We start from the raw sequence: 15684 nt of genomic DNA, 5'->3' as shown, positions 1-15684 counted from the left end.
AGCTCTTATGCATTATTTATTATAAATTAATTATCTCTTATCTGCCACGACCGCCACTGCTTCTTCCACCACCGCCGCCGGATGAACGACCTCCCGATGATGCAGGAGAAGAACTACGTCCGCCACTAGGTGAACCGAAAGACGATGATGATCTGGAATTAGAAGGACTACTGCTAGGTCTACTCACGCTCGGCGATGATGATCCACGGTTACCGCCAGATGTGGATGTATTAGCCGGACGTGTAGTTGCAGGTCTGGTAGTTGTTCCTGTTGAACCACCACGATTACCACTTGTCGATGTATTATAACTCGGACGTGTACTTGTTGGTCTTGAAGTAGTTCCCGTTGAAGAATTACCACGATTACCACTTGTTGATGTATTATAGCTCGGACGTGTAGTTGTAGGTCTGGTATTTGCTCCTGTTGAAGAATTACCTCTACCTCCACTTGCCGATGTATTATAACTTGGACGTGTGTTTGTATTGCTATTTGGTCTTGTACCTGCATTTGGTCTTGTTGATGATCCTGGACGACCTCCGGTATTGTAGGTTGGACGTGTGTTAGATGTGTTGCCTCGTCCGGCACTAGAAGAATTGTTTCTTCCACCTGACGTATTTCTCATCGAAGAGTTATTTCTTCCACTTCTTCCTGTTGCTCCGAAGTAGCCTGAACGACCACGGCCTGACATACTGACGTTGCCTCTACGACCACCGCCCCAGCCGCCGCCCCAGCCCCAACCAGGACCCCACATGCCGCCGCCCCAGCCCCAACCGGGACCCCACATGCCACCGCCCCACATACCGCCGCCCCAGCCCATGCCCCAGCCGCCGCCCCAGCCCCAGCCCATGTTCCAGCCGCCACCCCAGCCCATGCCCCAGCGAGGACCCCACATGCCGCCCCAACCGGGACCCCACATGCCGCCACCCCAGCCCATGCCCCAGCCGCCGTTCCAACCCATACCCCAATTGGCATTCATATTTAAATCCCAACCACGATTGGTGTAGTAATTGTTATATAAATCATTTACTACAAAAACATTGATCTGGTCATCGCTAGATATCCTGACGCTATTAGCCGGATCATGAAACTTAACGATACGATCGGTATATTTATAATCGGTATATTCTTCTTCGAATTCTTCGTTGGCATCCATATTATTAGATGGAGCAACATTTCCTCCACGACGATTATAGGCATCGACATCCATTTCTAGAGGCCTGCGTTGTGCTGTTTCTAGCGTTACATCACCATTATCGCCTACCACAATTACTTGATTTGGATTAACTGTTTGTCCCTGAGTATTATTTGTTTGTCTGGGAGGGACTGTATTCGTGGGTGTCGGATTGGCTTTAGTATTCGTTTTTTTAGTTCTGGTTCTAGGAGTACCATAGAGGTCATCCCAACCATTTTGCGCAGACATAGAGAATGGCAACATTGTCATTAGAACCACTAATAATAATTTGATTGTCTTCATAAACTGATCTCCTATTATTTTTTTTATAATTAAGTACTATTTTAAGATGTTTCTTCCACTTTTAGACGTTATCTCCTGTAAAAGGTTTAATGAATCAAAGAAACACTATAGAACAAATGTACATTTTTTTTCTTACTCTACTTGAAGAGACGCCAATAAATATAAGGTGCTGCGCTCAATTATGTTAATAAAAACAAACGAAATACGCCTTTAAGTTAATCAACTAATATTATTGCTTTTTATTGTATAATTTCAAATCTAGCAAACTTTAGCAATAGCTGTTTTATACCCGAATTTTCAAATTCTACAGTTGCTTTCCGGCTGTCCGTATCACCACTTACTGATGTCACCTTACCCACTCCAAATCGCTCATGTTTAATCACATCACCTTCTTTTACTTCCGACATTCCATTCGTCGTGGAAGGCTTATGTATTGCATCTTTTAATTTAACGAAATTAGAGCGAATTTGTTCAGGCTGCTCCCTGATAACTTTATCTCTTCTTATCGGTTCATCATCCGTAGTTTTATCTTTATATGAATTATAAACCGATGATTGAAAACCACCTTGAAAAGATCCGAAACCACCGTCTAGTACACCTTTGTTTACATTAAGATATACAACATCGATATCTTTCAAAAAACGGCTCGGATTACATGCATTGACCTGACCATTCCGAAAACGGCTCTTCGCATAAGTCATCATACAAAAATCTTTAGCACGAGTCAGTGCCACATAAAAAAGACGTCGCTCTTCTTCTAATCCTTTAAATTCGTTCTTCGCCATTGCCGAAGGAAAAAGATCCTCTTCGAGCCCAACGATAAATACATTTTTAAATTCCAATCCTTTAGAAGCATGAATAGTCATCATCGTAACTTTCTCTCTGTCTGCCTCTTTATCAGTATCCTGATCGCTCAAAAGTGAAACTTCCGAAAGAAAATCCATCAACCCTATATTTTCTGCACCCTCCTCTTGTCGTGTTTCGCAAAACTCGTGAATACCACCAAGCAACTCCTGAAGATTTTCCTGACGGCTCATACCCTCAGGAGTCTGATCCTGATAAGCATCGCTGGCAATACCGCTTTGCTTAACAACATGCGTAGCCAGTTCGTAAGCCGAAAGAGCCGGTAATTGCCCGATAAAGCCTTCTATTAACTGACGAAAATCATTCAGTTTTTTAGCTGTTCCCGAATTTACATTCAGATTGTACGCCAAAGGATCTCCGATTACCTCCCATAGACTCACATCGTGCAATCGGGCGGCGGCTGTCACTTTTCCCACGGTCGTATTACCAATGCCACGAGTAGGAAAATTGATAATACGCTTGAATGCTTCCTCGTCATAAGGATTGACTATCATGCGAAAATATGCTATAACATCCTTAATCTCTTTACGTTGATAAAAAGATAGTCCACCATAGATTCGATATGGAATATTCTTTTTCCGTAGCGATTCTTCAAATACACGTGATTGCGCATTTGTACGATATAATATAACAAAATCGCTATAAGAGGCATCCTTATCACGCCGCAAGTCCCATATTTTATTGGAAACAATTACACCCTCTTCAAAATCGGAGAATGCACTCACCACCTCAATGCGCTCGCCTTCGTCATTCTCTGAAAAAACCTTTTTCTGTATCTGATCTCTATTCTGACTGATCAGACTATTGGCAGCGTTTACTATATTTTTCGTAGAACGGTAATTTTGTTCGAGTTTAAATAGTTTCGATTCAGGATATACTTCCTTAAATTTTAAGATATTATCGATATTTGCTCCTCGAAATGAATAAATACTTTGCGCATCGTCGCCAACCACACACACTCTGTGATGGGCATCTGCGAGTTGCTTAACAACCAGATATTGAGCAAAGTTAGTATCCTGATACTCATCTACTAATATAAATTGGAAACGCTCTTGGTAGGTTTTCAAAACATCGGGATGGTCGCGAAACAAACGGTTGGTAAAAAACAATAAGTCATCAAAATCCATTGTATTCGATGCTTTCAACCGATTACAATAATCACGATAAATATCTTTAATCATCGGTACTTTCGCACGCTGATCGTATTCGATAAGATCTTTATTCTGAGCATACATTTGGGGCGAAATCAAGGCATTCTTCGCATTAGAGATTGTACCCTGCACACGGGCCGGCTTATACACCTTATCATCGAGTTGATATTCTTTGATAATGGTCTTTATCAAGTTGCGCGAATCTGCCGAATCGGATATAGTAAAAGTAGATGTAAAACCGATCTTCTCTGCTTCGGTTCTCAATATACGGGAGAATACCGAATGAAATGTTCCCATCCACAGATAACGGGCATGCTGCCATCCGATAATCTGAGCGATACGCTCCTTCATCTCTCTTGCCGCCTTATTGGTAAAGGTTAAAGAGAGAATACTTTGAGGATGTAATCCCTGATGTAATAAATAAGCTATTTTGTATGTCAGCACGCGTGTTTTTCCGGAACCTGCACCTGCAATAATAAGAGATGGTCCATCATTATATTCTACAGCTTCGCGCTGCTGCTGATTCAATTCGTCTAGTAAATTATTCATATAACATAAGAGTGAGAAACAAAGATACATAAATAAAAAAACTCTTTGCTCTAATCAATCAAATATAGAGTAAAGAGTTTTGTTAACTATCTGTATGTCGTCAATAATCGAGGAATTCTACTTGTCCGTTTTCTATATGATAAATAGCTCCAATTATCTGCACTTTTCCTTCTTTATACAAATGAGCCAAAATAGGATCGGATTTTCTTAATTGATTAACACCATTTATAACATTGGCCTCAATCGATTTTTCATAATGATCTCCAGGTTGCTCCAAAACTGTCTTTTGCTCATCTTCGCTACTCATCTTCTCAATAATGGAATTGATATGATTTGCTACTTCAGCATGATCTTCGTGCTCTTCTTTATGTTCAGCATAATTAAGAAAAGCCTTCACTGCCCCACATCCATGGTGTCCCATCACGACCACCAGGTTTGTACCTAAATGCTCAACTGCATATTCTACACTACCCTCTTCATAATCACTCATTACATTTCCGGCAGTACGGATTGAAAATATATCTCCTAATCCTTGGTCGAATAAGATTTCAGGGGTTACCCTCGAATCGGAACAGCTAATAATTACTGCCTTCGGGTTCTGCCCTCCGACAAGTTCTTTTACTGTTTCCAAACTCTGATGTTCATGCAGAAGCTGGCCGGAATAAAAACGTTTATTCCCTTCTTTCAATATAGACAAGGCATCAACCTTCTCTTCTTGGGCAAAAACTAATGAAACAAATAGTAAAAACGCAGTAAATAATCCTGTTTTCTTTGAAAAATTAAAAGTTAGCATATGTATCGTTTTTTATAAAAATTGGGCAAAAGTATATAAATATCTGGTTCAAGTTTTTTTTTGACTACTTTTTTTTCACAAAAAAATTATTGTGACTTTTGGTGAAGGGTGCTGTAAGAATAATATTACTTTCGTATGATAATAATTCAAATATGTAATAACAACTCAAAAAACGATGAAGAAAATAACAGTTACACTTTTACTTATCTTGTTTGCAGGCGTACTATCTGTAAATGCACAAAGTGTTTTAGGCAAATGGAAAACATTTGACGACGCGACAGGTGATGCCAAATCGATCGTAGAAATCACCGAAAAAGACGGTAAAATATATGGCAAAGTAGTAGAGATATTGAATCCTGCCAAAAAAGATTCGAAGTGTGTTGATTGTTCAGATGCCGATAAAGACAAACCTGTTTTGGGCTTGGTAATTATTAAAGGTCTCAAAAAAGACGGCGAAGAATATAGTGGAGGCAAAATACTTGATCCAACATCGGGTAAGCTTTATAAATGTAATGTTTCGCTTGATGGAGCCGACAAGCTAAAAGTACGTGGTTATGTGGGTATATCTGCATTTGGCAGAACGCAAACATGGACAAGAGTCAAATAAAAATTCTATTCCATAGCACATCTTGTTGGTTTAATTAATGTGGTTCGATATAGGGAAAGGAGTAATAACTAATAAAATATTTAGCTAAACCTGTCATCCCGATACGCAGTGAGGGATCTGTACTACACCTCATTTCAGAATATTATAGATCCCTCACTGCGTATCGGGATGACAGGGAGAGAAAGAATTATTATGATAATGTCTTTCTTATAGATATAAAAAAACTGATACAAATAAATGCACTAAAAGAAATATCTATTAACTTTAGCCATAATACCTAATATTTTGAACGACTATGAAATATAATTTCTGCGGAAACAGCGGCTTACAGCTTCCCGATATATCATTGGGCTTGTGGCATAATTTTGGTGATGTGGACGATTTCGATGTGGCAACAGCTATGATCTGCACTGCATTTGATAACGGAATTACTCACTTTGATCTGGCAAATAACTATGGCCCTTCTCCCGGAAGTGCCGAAACTAATTTTGGCAAAATACTTGCTAAAGACCTGAAAGGGCATCGTGATGAATTAATTATATCCTCGAAAGCCGGACATCTTATGTGGGATGGACCTTATGGCGACGGCAGCTCGCGAAAATATATAATGGCGAGCCTGAACCAAAGTTTAAAACGAACAGGTTTAGAGTATTTCGATATATTCTATTCGCATCGCTATGATGAGCAAACACCCATAGAAGAAACAATGCAAACCCTCATAGACATTGTACGTCAAGGAAAAGCATTGTATGTGGGCATATCTAAATACCCACCTGCTAAAGCCGTGCAGGCTTACGAAATATTAAAATCGCAACATGTGCCATGTCTTATCTACCAAGATAAGTACAGTATGCTGGTTCGTGAACCGGAGAAAGAGCATATGACTATTAACGAGAAACATGGTGTAGGCTTTATCGCATTCTCTCCATTGGCTCAAGGTGTATTGACTAATAAATACCTGCATGGTATCCCTGAAACATCCCGTGCCCACAAAAGTCATGGCTTTTTGCAGGAGAGCGAGATAACCCCTGCTGTTATAGCTAAAGTAACGGCTCTGAATGATCTGGCTCAACAGCGTGGGCAGACTCTGGCCGAAATGTCATTAGCATGGCTACTTAATAATAAACATGTAACGTCCGTTATTGTAGGAACAAGTTCTGTTGCCCAATTGCAGGACAATTTGAAAGCGATGGATAATACCCGATTCGGAGCCGACGAATTAACTCTGATTGAAAATATACTCGCACAATAAGCAATAACAAGAAAAAAGGTAGCTCTTCACAGGGCCACCTTTTTTAATTCTCAGTGTTGTTTAATATTAAAATGCTTACATCGTCAGTATGATACTGTTCTCTTCAGCCATCCGACGTATATTGATAATGGCGTAACGCATACGACCCAACGCCGTATTAATGCTTACACCTGTTTGATCGGCTATTTCTTTAAAACTTAAGTCCTGATAATAACGCATTTCCAAAACCTCGCGTTGCGTGTCGGGGAGATGAGAAATAAGTTTTCGAACATCCGATGTTATTTGTGTTTGTATCATCTCATCTTCTATAGTACCATCACAGAGCGAAGTGTTATTAAGAAGATCGATAGGTGCATCATCATTCGAAATTGTATTCTCATTTTTCTCTTGGCGGAAATGATCTATTATAAGATTATGTGCTATACGAGATATCCAACCACGAAACTTACCGGTTTCGGTATATCGTCCTTGTTTGATAGTAACAATAGCTTTGATAAATGTTTCTTGAAAAATATCTTCTGCCAGTTCTCTTTTACGAACAGTAAAATAAATGTAGTTAAATACACTTTGTTTATGTCGCGACAGTAAAATATCGAAGGCAAGATTATTACCATTAGAATAAGTAGCAACCAACTGTTCGTCGGTCATCGCTCTTAATGTTTCCATTATCTCTAGTTTATATTTATTTATAAAGAGTAATGTTTATTCTATAGGCAAAAAATTTGGATTTGTAGTTAATAATAATCTGAGTTACAGTTACAAATAAAAAGCAAATTTATCAGACTCCCAAAGAACAAAACTTAATTTAACACTATGGGGTTATTACCGTTTGTCAATGTGAAAAAATATTACAATATTTACCCAAGTATTTAAGAAACCTAAACTATGAAAAGAATATTATCACTTTTATTATTCAGTTTTACTTGCACTGTTCTATTTAGTCAAAATTACAATGTACCAAAAGACTATAAGTTTGTTATTGCCGAAGACTATAAAACTTATGAACCCCAGATAAAAGAAACAATGGAGTGGCTATTACAAACTTCGCTAGGGCAAGATTCAAAAAAGAGACAGGAAGCAAACGCTTTCTTTATTGCATGGTTAACGGGTGAGCCCGATATAAAGGTAAACATTCACCCAAAAGTTGTAAATTTCATGGATGGAAATCCCGAATTGTTGATTCCATTTATGATTGGTTGGTCAAAGTATGCATTAGATAACAATTATTCTAAAGATAATATAGCAGGCAATATGGCTGGAATAGAAGCTACAGTTGCTTTTTATCGTAAAAACAGAGGTTATCTGAAACAGGATAAGAATATAGAAAAATATGAAAAACTAATAGAGAAAGGTAATCTCGAAAAAGAGATAAAGAAAAATATGAAATAGATATACGAAAGACTTATTTCATTAAGATAATAATAACCGATCCGGCAACCATTATAATGGCACCTATAAGCTTCTTACGGATATTCGTTTCTTTAAATATCTTATACCCAAAGAAAATACTAACGATTACCGACAGTTGGAATAGAGATAGTGCATATCCGACAGGCATGTGATCAAAAACATAATTTGTAGTAAACTGCATAATACCAACACAAATCACCAAATATAAGAACTTGTGTAAACTAAATTTATCGACTTTATGAATCTCTGTTCTTACCTCTATCTTAAATAGGGAAAGGATAACGAATGAAAATAAAGCGCCTATCCAACACCAACTCACAAACGAAATCTCGATAGAAGACAACAATATTGTTTTTTTTATAAAAATGGCCTCGATAGCCGAAAATACCATTGCACCTATTCTATACTGAATCTCTTTCTGCTTTAATAATCTCCACGAGAATCGTTCTTCGGTGGTATCTAAAACAAAGTAGCTTCCTCCTATTATTAAGATAATACCCAAGATTCCCCAAACACTTGGAATTTCACCTAACAGAATAATACCGAATATAATGCTGATAACAGACTTATAAGAATTAATAGGCCCCAATACTGAAAGATCACCTTTCTCAAAAGCCTTTATGAGTAATGCATTACCCAATGCTCCCATAATTCCACCAAGAAAAGCATAAAACCAGAATTCAGCGGCTAAAAGACTTATATTTATAAAAGGAATATAAAGTAGGGAGGCTATGCCTAGTAAGAGATAAGTTCCGAAATTGATAAAAAGAGGATTGATCGTTTTCTTAGTCAATTGTTTCTGAAACACATTACCCATCGGGTTAGACAGTACACGAAGAAGTATTGCAACAATTACTAAGACACTCATACTGAAATTAATGATTTTAATAGTGACGGTTAAGCAAATTTACGAATATTTAAAATTGATAGCCCTACATCTGCTGAAAATAAATATATTTGCAATCGTATAACACTAAAACTATAATTATGAAAAAAATTGCTTTTATTTCACTATTCAGCCTTATCTGTATGGTAAGCTGCAACCCTAAAACAGAAAAAATGACTGAAACCTCGACCGTAGAAGAAACTAAATATCAACCGACAGGTAACGAGCTGCGAATAGTAGCGACTATGACCGTGGCGCCTGAATACAGAACAGAGCTGATGCCTATCTTTGATAAAATGATAAAAGCCAGCAGAGCCGAAGAAGGATGTATTTTCTATGATCTGCATGAAGATATTAACGATAGTACCAAACTGATCTTTTTAGAAGAATGGAAATCGCAGGATGCTATAAATATTCATAACAATTCTGCTCACATGAAAGAATATAAGGAAGCTACAGCGGGCAAAACCGTAGGTACCGGTGTAACATTATATAAGCAGATTCTGAAATAAGTATGGAGGAATCGGAACTACTCTTAGTAATAATCTTAATCGTAGCCTTCCCTATTGCTTTAATCGCAGGGATAGTCTTTGGGATTTATTATATAAAGAAGCGTAAAAGAAAAAAATTGTTGGCGAATCTACCGTCAAATGTTAGCTTTACGGCTTCAATTAGAATTAACTCAAAAGAAGCGCAACATACAACTTTTAAGCTTATGGCTTACGAGAGTAGTGGGATACTCTACATAGTTAATGATAAAGCATACATTAGAGGCTATAAAAGAGGAGATTTGGAATTCAACCTCCGAACAACACATCTAAGATGGCTAGGTATGGAGTTCAGTAATGGCATTCTACAATGGTTTAGTATAATCGATATAAATAACAATGAGTATTTCATTAATATCGATACAGGCTTACTTGCTTTCGAAATTGGAAACAAAATGACGACCAACGAGTTATACACACGTCTGATAAACGAACAGGTACATGTAAATCTGAGCCCACCTCCTTCCCCGTTATAAATATGAGAATAAGGGAATTACAATTACATGAAACAGCATTTCTTGAAGAAATGCTGTTTCATGCTTTATTTGTACCTGAGGGAGCCAAGCCATTTCCCCCTTCAATAATATACGAACCTGATATACACAAATATATAAAAGACTGGGGTAAAACTGAAAACGATATCGCATTTGTAGCTGAACAAAACAACAAGCTAATCGGTGTAATCTGGGGGCGATTGTTTAAAGAATCGGATATGAACTATGGATTTATAGACGAAGCTATTCCCGAAATAGGTATGGCAGTATTAGCTCCGTATAGAAATAAAGGAATAGGAACCCGATTGATAGAAACAATAATACGATGCTATCAAAATAGAGGGATCAAAGCTCTATCGCTAAGTGTGTCTAAACAGAATGAAGCGAGAAAATTATATGAGCGAGCCGGTTTTAGAGTCGCAAGCGAAAACAAGAGCAATTTTGTAATGATAAAAGATATAGGATAATCACATTCTATATCTTTCTTTTTCTGCTTAAAGCGGTCTTAAACACAAATAAAATCTATACTTTTGTAATCTCAAAACATTTAAATTATAAGGTTATGGCTGAATTGAAAATCGTGGCAACTATTGTAGTTAAAGAAGCACATAAAGTCGAACTAACAAAGGTATTTCATGCGGTAGTAGACGGAACCCGAAAAGAATCGGGCAATATATCATACGACCTGCATGTAGATGTTAACAACCCTCTTAAGTTTACGTTACTGGAAGTATGGAAAGACCAACAAGCCATAGATTTGCATAACGCCAGCGATCATTTCGCTGCATTTAAAAGAGGTATTGCAGGCAAGATCGAGAGCCTGGCAGTAGATATAATCAAACAAGTTTATTAAGAAATCAGAATAAGATAAATCAGAATATGTACAGAAATCATACTTGCGGAGAGTTGACTATTGCAGATGTTAATAAAGAAGTAACATTGGCAGGATGGGTGCAAAAAGCACGGAAATTAGGTGGCGGAATGACTTTTGTCGATTTACGCGACCGTTATGGCATCACTCAATTAGCTTTCAGTAAAGACGTAAACGCCGATTTGTACGAGCAATCGAACAAACTGGGACGTGAATATGTATTGCAGATAACTGGAACGGTACAAGAGCGTTCTAGCAAGAATCTGAATATCCCAACCGGAGAAATAGAGATAATTGTCAATGAACTTGTCATCCTAAATACATCGGATACCCCTCCTTTCACTATCGAAGATGAAACGGATGGTGGTGACGATACCCGCATGAAATATCGTTATCTGGATCTTCGCCGTAATCCGGTACGCAAGAATCTAGAACTTCGTCATAGAATTGCATTCGAAACACGTCGTTTCCTCGATGAACGCCAGTTCTTAGAAGTAGAAACTCCTGTTCTTATTGGTTCTACTCCCGAAGGTGCGCGCGACTTCGTTGTTCCGTCACGTATGAATCAGGGAGAATTTTACGCTCTGCCACAATCGCCTCAGCTATTTAAACAATTGTTGATGGTCTCGGGATTTGACCGCTATTTTCAAATAGTAAAATGTTTTCGTGACGAAGACCTTCGTGCCGATCGTCAACCCGAATTTACTCAAATAGACTGTGAAATGTCTTTTGTAAATCAAGAAGATGTATTAAATATATTTGAAGGTTTAACAAAACATCTTTTCAAAGTTGTAAAAGATATCGATCTGGCTGATTTTCCTCGTATGGACTATGCCCATGCTATGAAATACTATGGTTCGGATAAACCCGATACCCGTTTTGGTATGGAGTTTGTCGAAATAAAAGACCTTACCACAGGTAAGGATTTTGTTGTATTCGATTCGGTAGAATATGTAGGTGCGATCTGTGCTAAAGGCGCTGCATCATATACCCGTAAGCAATTAGATGCTTTAACAGATTACGTAAAACGCCCTCAGATCGGGGCAAAAGGTCTTGTATATGTTCGTTACGAAGCAGATGGTTCATTAAAATCTTCAGTAGACAAATTCTATGATCAAGAAGATTTGAAGAAATGGGCAGAACGTTGTCAGGCAGAACCGGGTGACCTTATCTTAATCATCTGTGGCGAAACAGAAAAAGCTCAAAAACAACTTTGCGAACTACGCTTAGAAGTTGGAGAACAACTGGGCTTACGCGATAAAAATAAATTCAGTTGTCTATGGGTAGTAGACTTCCCTCTACTTGAAAAAGACGAGGAACTTGGACGTTATTTCGCCAAACATCATCCTTTCACCAGTCCGAAAGAAGAAGATTTCAGTTTACTGGATTCTAATCCGGGTGCTGTTCGTGCAAACGCTTACGATATGGTAATCAATGGTGTCGAAGTTGGTGGTGGTTCGGTACGTATTCATAGCAGTCAACTGCAAAAGAAGATATTCGAAGTTTTAGGCTTTACCGAAGAAAAGGCACAGGCTCAATTTGGATTCTTAATGAATGCGTTTAAATATGGAGCTCCTCCTCACGCAGGATTAGCTTTCGGTCTAGACCGCTTGGTATCTTTATTTGCAGGTTTGGATTCGATCCGTGACTGTATTGCCTTCCCTAAAAATAATTCGGGACGTGATATGATGATCGACGCTCCGTCAACTATCGAGCAAGAACAATTGGATGAATTAGGATTGAAAATAGATATAAAGATAAAAGAATAAAAGATAGCAAGTGAATATGAGTAAAGAAGTTCTTTATAGAGAACAGCTTATCAAATAATAGTAAAAACGACCAACTAAGTTGGTCGTTTCTCTTTTATGCATTATTCCATTATTAATAGCTCTGGTCTGTATTCAAAGTGCATTGTATCGTAATGATACCATTTTCCACCCCATATAAAACCATGTTTTTCAAATATATCGACAATCAATTGGGGTATTTTATTCTTATAGTTCAAATCTACATCTTCAGAAGTACAACGGCAATCCCACTGCCAATAGTTAGAATATTTGACACTTATATCAATAGCCGTACCAAAGCTATGAGAACTCAACCGATCGGTACCTCTTATTTTTCTCCAGTTAAATGTGCCCGAACTAGTCAGATAATCCTTCAATTCGGGATGTTGGTCTAACTCATCCGATATTTTTTGTAATTGTTTATCAACCCCATTCACTTTTGTAACCCGTAACTTTTGATTAACAAGCATAGGACACCAGATAATCGTCGTCAGATTCTTTTGAACCTCTTCGGATGTCGATCCGTACATTATCTTCAATAATTTATCGCTGCGGATTCGTCCGGGATCATAGTTCTTTGGAATATCTTTTACTAAACCTCTTTTATATTCATAAGCGAATATATCACCAAGATTAGTACTATTAAGCAAATCGGTATGATTGGCACTTGTGCCTTTTGTGTATGCTATCTTGGTGCCATTATATAAAATAATAGATGTACCATCATAACCCACAATTGTCTCGGGGTAAGCCATCAATAGCCTCTTTACTTCTACTGGATATTGAGATATATCCTGAGCTATGGCAATAGATACCATAAGATAGACAGCAAAGAAAAAAGATATTCTAAATTTCATCTTGCAAAAGAAAGATATTAAGCGGGTATATACAAACATATAAGATTTATTTTCATAAGTATCTATTATCAGTATTTAATATCTTTTTAGATAATATATGTCGCAAATATCTGTTAATATAGCGTACTTTTGTTGCACAAGATAAATAGAACAATGAAAAAATATTTAGCTATACTCATTTTTACTTTTTGCGTAACATCGCTTAGCGCACAGACTTACGAAGAATATGTAAACCGTGCTATGGATTATACAGAACAAGGTGAATATGCAGCTGCCGAACAGGCTTTTTTAGCCGCTTTGCGCAAAGAGCCGGGCAATGCAGGCAATACAATGTTGATGGTTAATCTGGGAACAGTGCAACGACATTTAGGAAAATTTGATGAAGCACTCTTTTCCTACAACGTAGCGATAGATAAATATACCGATATAGCATTCTTGCGTCATAACAGAGCCGCCCTTTATTGTGAAATGGATCGCTTCGATGATGCAATGAAAGATTATAATGCCATCCTACTTTCAAATCCCGATGATATAGAGGCACTTTATCGCAGAGCGTTATTACAGATGAATAAAAAAAATATTTTTGCTGCTGAAGAAGATTTTGAAAAAATAATAGCTATTTCTCCCGAAAACATTCTGGCAAAATCGGGGCTGGCAATGCTCACAAAACGAAAAGGGGAATGGAAAGAAGCGGAAGAAATGTATACTGACTTGATATATAAAAACAAAACTAATGCTGACTTCTATTTCAATCGTGCCGAATGTTATCTGCACCTTAATAAATTAGCACGTACACAAGAAGACTTAACCAAAGCTGCCGAATTAGGATATGAAAACTCATCTATATATATCTTACGGGGACAACTAAGATTAGCTCAATACGACAAGTTTCAAGCGAAAGAAGATTTTCTGAAAGCTAAAGAGATGGGCGCCGATGAAAAAGTAATTGAAGACTTTCTTCGTCTATGTAAATAATAATAAAATTCAGCCGTTTCTGTCAAGCACTTCTTTTTCCAGATCAAGGAGCCTCTTTTTACGCCATAAACCTCCTGCATAACCTGTTAATGATCCATCAGACCCAATAACACGATGGCAAGGTATGATGATTGCAATCTTATTCATTCCATTGGCATTTGCGACAGCCCTTACAGCTAAAGGTTTGTTTAAAACTTCTGCTTGTTCTTTGTAAGATCGCGTTTTACCATAAGGAATACTGATGAGTTGATCCCATACAGTTTTCTGAAAATCAGTACCAACTATATCAAGTGGAATATCAAATTCGGTTAGTTTCCCTTCAAAATAAGCATCTATCTGATTTTTAAGCAAATCAAAATAAACATTATAACCTTGTATGATAGTTGCATTACGCACTTTAGCCAATTGCTTAAGTTCGGTTTCGAGCATTCGTCTATCCGAAAATTCCAGTAAACAAATACCTTTGTCTGTAGCGCAGGCAACCATTGTACCCAAGATTGTTTCGAAACGCGTAAAATCGATTATCTGCTGATTATGACTTTGTTTTGGCGACACTCCGAAAACTTTCTTAAATGAATCGTTAAATCCACTCAGAGATTCATATCCCGAATCGAAGGCTGTATCTGTAACCGAAATCCCCGATTGTATTTGCTTAAAAGCAGTATTGATCCTATACATCCGCTGATAGCTATGAAATGTGATTCCATGATTTTTTTGAAACCAGCGCCGTATCTTACTCGGCTCTATATCCATCTGCCTCAAATCGTAATCTTTCAATTTTAGAGACGGATCAGATTCTATTTTCTTTATAACTTGTTTTATGTAGTCGGGTGTATCGTTCGGTTTTTCGATAGGCCTGCATATTTTACACGCTCTGTATCCTTTCAATATCGCCTCTTTCGTATTATTGAAGAACTCTACATTCTCCTGCTTAGGCTTACGGGCTGTACAAGTCGGACGGCAGAATATTCCTGTAGTTTTTACGCCTACAATAAATGTTCCCTCAAAAGATTTATCTTTATCGAGTAATGCCTTATAAAATATATCTTCTTTTTTCATTTGCTTTTTTTACAAAGATATTAGTTAGATAAGCCTTATTGCAACCGAAAAATTGACACGTATTTTTTTCTAATTAAAATAACGTGAGTTCGATATAATATCATATA

The 15684-nt window shown here is 37.6% G+C and carries 16 protein-coding genes; 9 read left to right on the top strand and 7 right to left on the bottom strand.

The window, feature by feature from the left end; genetic code table 11:
* Positions 1-37 precede the first annotated feature (37 nt).
* The 3 genes from G7Y57_RS03675 to G7Y57_RS03665 form a co-directional block, all read right to left on the bottom strand.
* Positions 38-1474 (bottom strand): hypothetical protein, encoded by a 1437-nt coding sequence (locus G7Y57_RS03675; RefSeq protein WP_165020813.1) that lies wholly within the window; start codon positions 1472-1474, stop codon positions 38-40.
* Positions 1475-1713: 239 nt separating this feature from the next.
* A complete protein-coding gene (locus G7Y57_RS03670; protein ID WP_165020812.1) occupies positions 1714-4038 on the bottom strand; it encodes an ATP-dependent helicase in 2325 nt (774 codons plus the stop codon).
* A gap of 100 nt (positions 4039-4138) precedes the next feature.
* Positions 4139-4831 (bottom strand): carbonic anhydrase, encoded by a 693-nt coding sequence (locus G7Y57_RS03665; protein ID WP_165020811.1) that lies wholly within the window; start codon positions 4829-4831, stop codon positions 4139-4141.
* Between the two features lie 175 nt (positions 4832-5006).
* On the opposite strand from G7Y57_RS03665, the gene G7Y57_RS03660 reads away from it, so the two are divergent.
* The gene (locus G7Y57_RS03660; RefSeq protein WP_165020810.1) at positions 5007-5438 is read left to right on the top strand and encodes a DUF2147 domain-containing protein; all 432 of its coding nucleotides are present in this window, start codon (positions 5007-5009) and stop codon (positions 5436-5438) included.
* 295 nt (positions 5439-5733) lie between these two features.
* Entirely contained in the window at positions 5734-6690 is a 957-nt protein-coding gene (locus G7Y57_RS03655; RefSeq protein ID WP_165020809.1) for an aldo/keto reductase, read from the top strand.
* A gap of 75 nt (positions 6691-6765) precedes the next feature.
* Here G7Y57_RS03655 and G7Y57_RS03650 read toward each other — a convergent pair whose 3' ends face one another.
* On the bottom strand, positions 6766-7356 hold the full coding sequence (locus G7Y57_RS03650) for a sigma-70 family RNA polymerase sigma factor (RefSeq protein ID WP_165020808.1): 591 nt from the start codon (positions 7354-7356) through the stop codon (positions 6766-6768).
* Positions 7357-7575: 219 nt separating this feature from the next.
* Between G7Y57_RS03650 and G7Y57_RS03645 the strand changes: the two genes are divergently transcribed.
* On the top strand, positions 7576-8079 hold the full coding sequence (locus G7Y57_RS03645; RefSeq protein WP_165020807.1) for a hypothetical protein: 504 nt from the start codon (positions 7576-7578) through the stop codon (positions 8077-8079).
* A 13-nt stretch (positions 8080-8092) separates the two neighbouring features.
* On the opposite strand, the gene G7Y57_RS03640 is transcribed toward G7Y57_RS03645, so the two are convergent.
* Positions 8093-8968 carry an EamA family transporter gene (locus G7Y57_RS03640; RefSeq protein ID WP_165020806.1) on the bottom strand — a complete coding sequence of 292 codons (876 nt, stop codon included), beginning with the start codon at positions 8966-8968 and terminating at the stop codon, positions 8093-8095.
* 119 nt (positions 8969-9087) lie between these two features.
* Between G7Y57_RS03640 and G7Y57_RS03635 the strand changes: the two genes are divergently transcribed.
* From G7Y57_RS03635 to aspS, 5 genes are all read left to right on the top strand, one after another.
* Positions 9088-9498, top strand: a complete 411-nt coding sequence (locus G7Y57_RS03635) for a putative quinol monooxygenase (protein WP_255491321.1) — start codon at positions 9088-9090, stop codon at positions 9496-9498.
* A 2-nt stretch (positions 9499-9500) separates the two neighbouring features.
* On the top strand, positions 9501-10010 hold the full coding sequence (locus G7Y57_RS03630) for a hypothetical protein (RefSeq protein WP_165020805.1): 510 nt from the start codon (positions 9501-9503) through the stop codon (positions 10008-10010).
* A gap of 2 nt (positions 10011-10012) precedes the next feature.
* Positions 10013-10495: a GNAT family N-acetyltransferase gene (locus G7Y57_RS03625; protein ID WP_165020804.1), complete on the top strand. Its 483-nt coding sequence runs from the start codon at positions 10013-10015 to the stop codon at positions 10493-10495.
* 95 nt (positions 10496-10590) lie between these two features.
* Positions 10591-10881 (top strand): putative quinol monooxygenase, encoded by a 291-nt coding sequence (locus G7Y57_RS03620; RefSeq protein WP_165020803.1) that lies wholly within the window; start codon positions 10591-10593, stop codon positions 10879-10881.
* Positions 10882-10907: 26 nt separating this feature from the next.
* Positions 10908-12668: an aspartate--tRNA ligase gene (gene aspS, locus G7Y57_RS03615; RefSeq protein WP_165020802.1), complete on the top strand. Its 1761-nt coding sequence runs from the start codon at positions 10908-10910 to the stop codon at positions 12666-12668.
* A 101-nt stretch (positions 12669-12769) separates the two neighbouring features.
* On the opposite strand, the gene G7Y57_RS03610 is transcribed toward aspS, so the two are convergent.
* Positions 12770-13543, bottom strand: a complete 774-nt coding sequence (locus G7Y57_RS03610) for a M15 family metallopeptidase (RefSeq protein WP_165020801.1) — start codon at positions 13541-13543, stop codon at positions 12770-12772.
* 153 nt (positions 13544-13696) lie between these two features.
* On the opposite strand from G7Y57_RS03610, the gene G7Y57_RS03605 reads away from it, so the two are divergent.
* Entirely contained in the window at positions 13697-14518 is an 822-nt protein-coding gene (locus G7Y57_RS03605; RefSeq protein WP_165020800.1) for a tetratricopeptide repeat protein, read from the top strand.
* A gap of 9 nt (positions 14519-14527) precedes the next feature.
* Here G7Y57_RS03605 and G7Y57_RS18135 read toward each other — a convergent pair whose 3' ends face one another.
* Positions 14528-15577, bottom strand: coding sequence for a bifunctional transcriptional activator/DNA repair enzyme AdaA (locus G7Y57_RS18135; protein ID WP_165020799.1), 1050 nt, complete (start codon positions 15575-15577; stop codon positions 14528-14530).
* Positions 15578-15684 lie beyond the last annotated feature (107 nt).

This window comes from Dysgonomonas sp. ZJ279, assembly GCF_011039205.1.
In the GTDB taxonomy this organism is placed as follows: Bacteria; Bacteroidota; Bacteroidia; order Bacteroidales; family Dysgonomonadaceae; genus Dysgonomonas.
The sequence above is the reverse complement of the archived record's forward strand: the minus strand, read 5'-3'. Positions and strand labels throughout refer to the sequence as shown.

Excerpts from the sequence above, each read along its gene's own strand:
- G7Y57_RS03675 (WP_165020813.1), bottom strand. The coding sequence starts at position 1,474 with ATGAAGACAATCAAATTATTATTAGTGGTTCTAATGACAATGTTGCCA.
- G7Y57_RS03670 (WP_165020812.1), bottom strand. The coding sequence starts at position 4,038 with ATGAATAATTTACTAGACGAATTGAATCAGCAGCAGCGCGAAGCTGTA.
- G7Y57_RS03665 (WP_165020811.1), bottom strand. The coding sequence starts at position 4,831 with ATGCTAACTTTTAATTTTTCAAAGAAAACAGGATTATTTACTGCGTTT.
- G7Y57_RS03660 (WP_165020810.1), top strand. The coding sequence starts at position 5,007 with ATGAAGAAAATAACAGTTACACTTTTACTTATCTTGTTTGCAGGCGTA.
- G7Y57_RS03655 (WP_165020809.1), top strand. The coding sequence starts at position 5,734 with ATGAAATATAATTTCTGCGGAAACAGCGGCTTACAGCTTCCCGATATA.
- G7Y57_RS03650 (WP_165020808.1), bottom strand. The coding sequence starts at position 7,356 with ATGGAAACATTAAGAGCGATGACCGACGAACAGTTGGTTGCTACTTAT.
- G7Y57_RS03645 (WP_165020807.1), top strand. The coding sequence starts at position 7,576 with ATGAAAAGAATATTATCACTTTTATTATTCAGTTTTACTTGCACTGTT.
- G7Y57_RS03640 (WP_165020806.1), bottom strand. The coding sequence starts at position 8,968 with ATGAGTGTCTTAGTAATTGTTGCAATACTTCTTCGTGTACTGTCTAAC.
- G7Y57_RS03635 (WP_255491321.1), top strand. The coding sequence starts at position 9,088 with ATGAAAAAAATTGCTTTTATTTCACTATTCAGCCTTATCTGTATGGTA.
- G7Y57_RS03630 (WP_165020805.1), top strand. The coding sequence starts at position 9,501 with ATGGAGGAATCGGAACTACTCTTAGTAATAATCTTAATCGTAGCCTTC.
- G7Y57_RS03625 (WP_165020804.1), top strand. The coding sequence starts at position 10,013 with ATGAGAATAAGGGAATTACAATTACATGAAACAGCATTTCTTGAAGAA.
- G7Y57_RS03620 (WP_165020803.1), top strand. The coding sequence starts at position 10,591 with ATGGCTGAATTGAAAATCGTGGCAACTATTGTAGTTAAAGAAGCACAT.
- aspS (WP_165020802.1), top strand. The coding sequence starts at position 10,908 with ATGTACAGAAATCATACTTGCGGAGAGTTGACTATTGCAGATGTTAAT.
- G7Y57_RS03610 (WP_165020801.1), bottom strand. The coding sequence starts at position 13,543 with ATGAAATTTAGAATATCTTTTTTCTTTGCTGTCTATCTTATGGTATCT.
- G7Y57_RS03605 (WP_165020800.1), top strand. The coding sequence starts at position 13,697 with ATGAAAAAATATTTAGCTATACTCATTTTTACTTTTTGCGTAACATCG.
- G7Y57_RS18135 (WP_165020799.1), bottom strand. The coding sequence starts at position 15,577 with ATGAAAAAAGAAGATATATTTTATAAGGCATTACTCGATAAAGATAAA.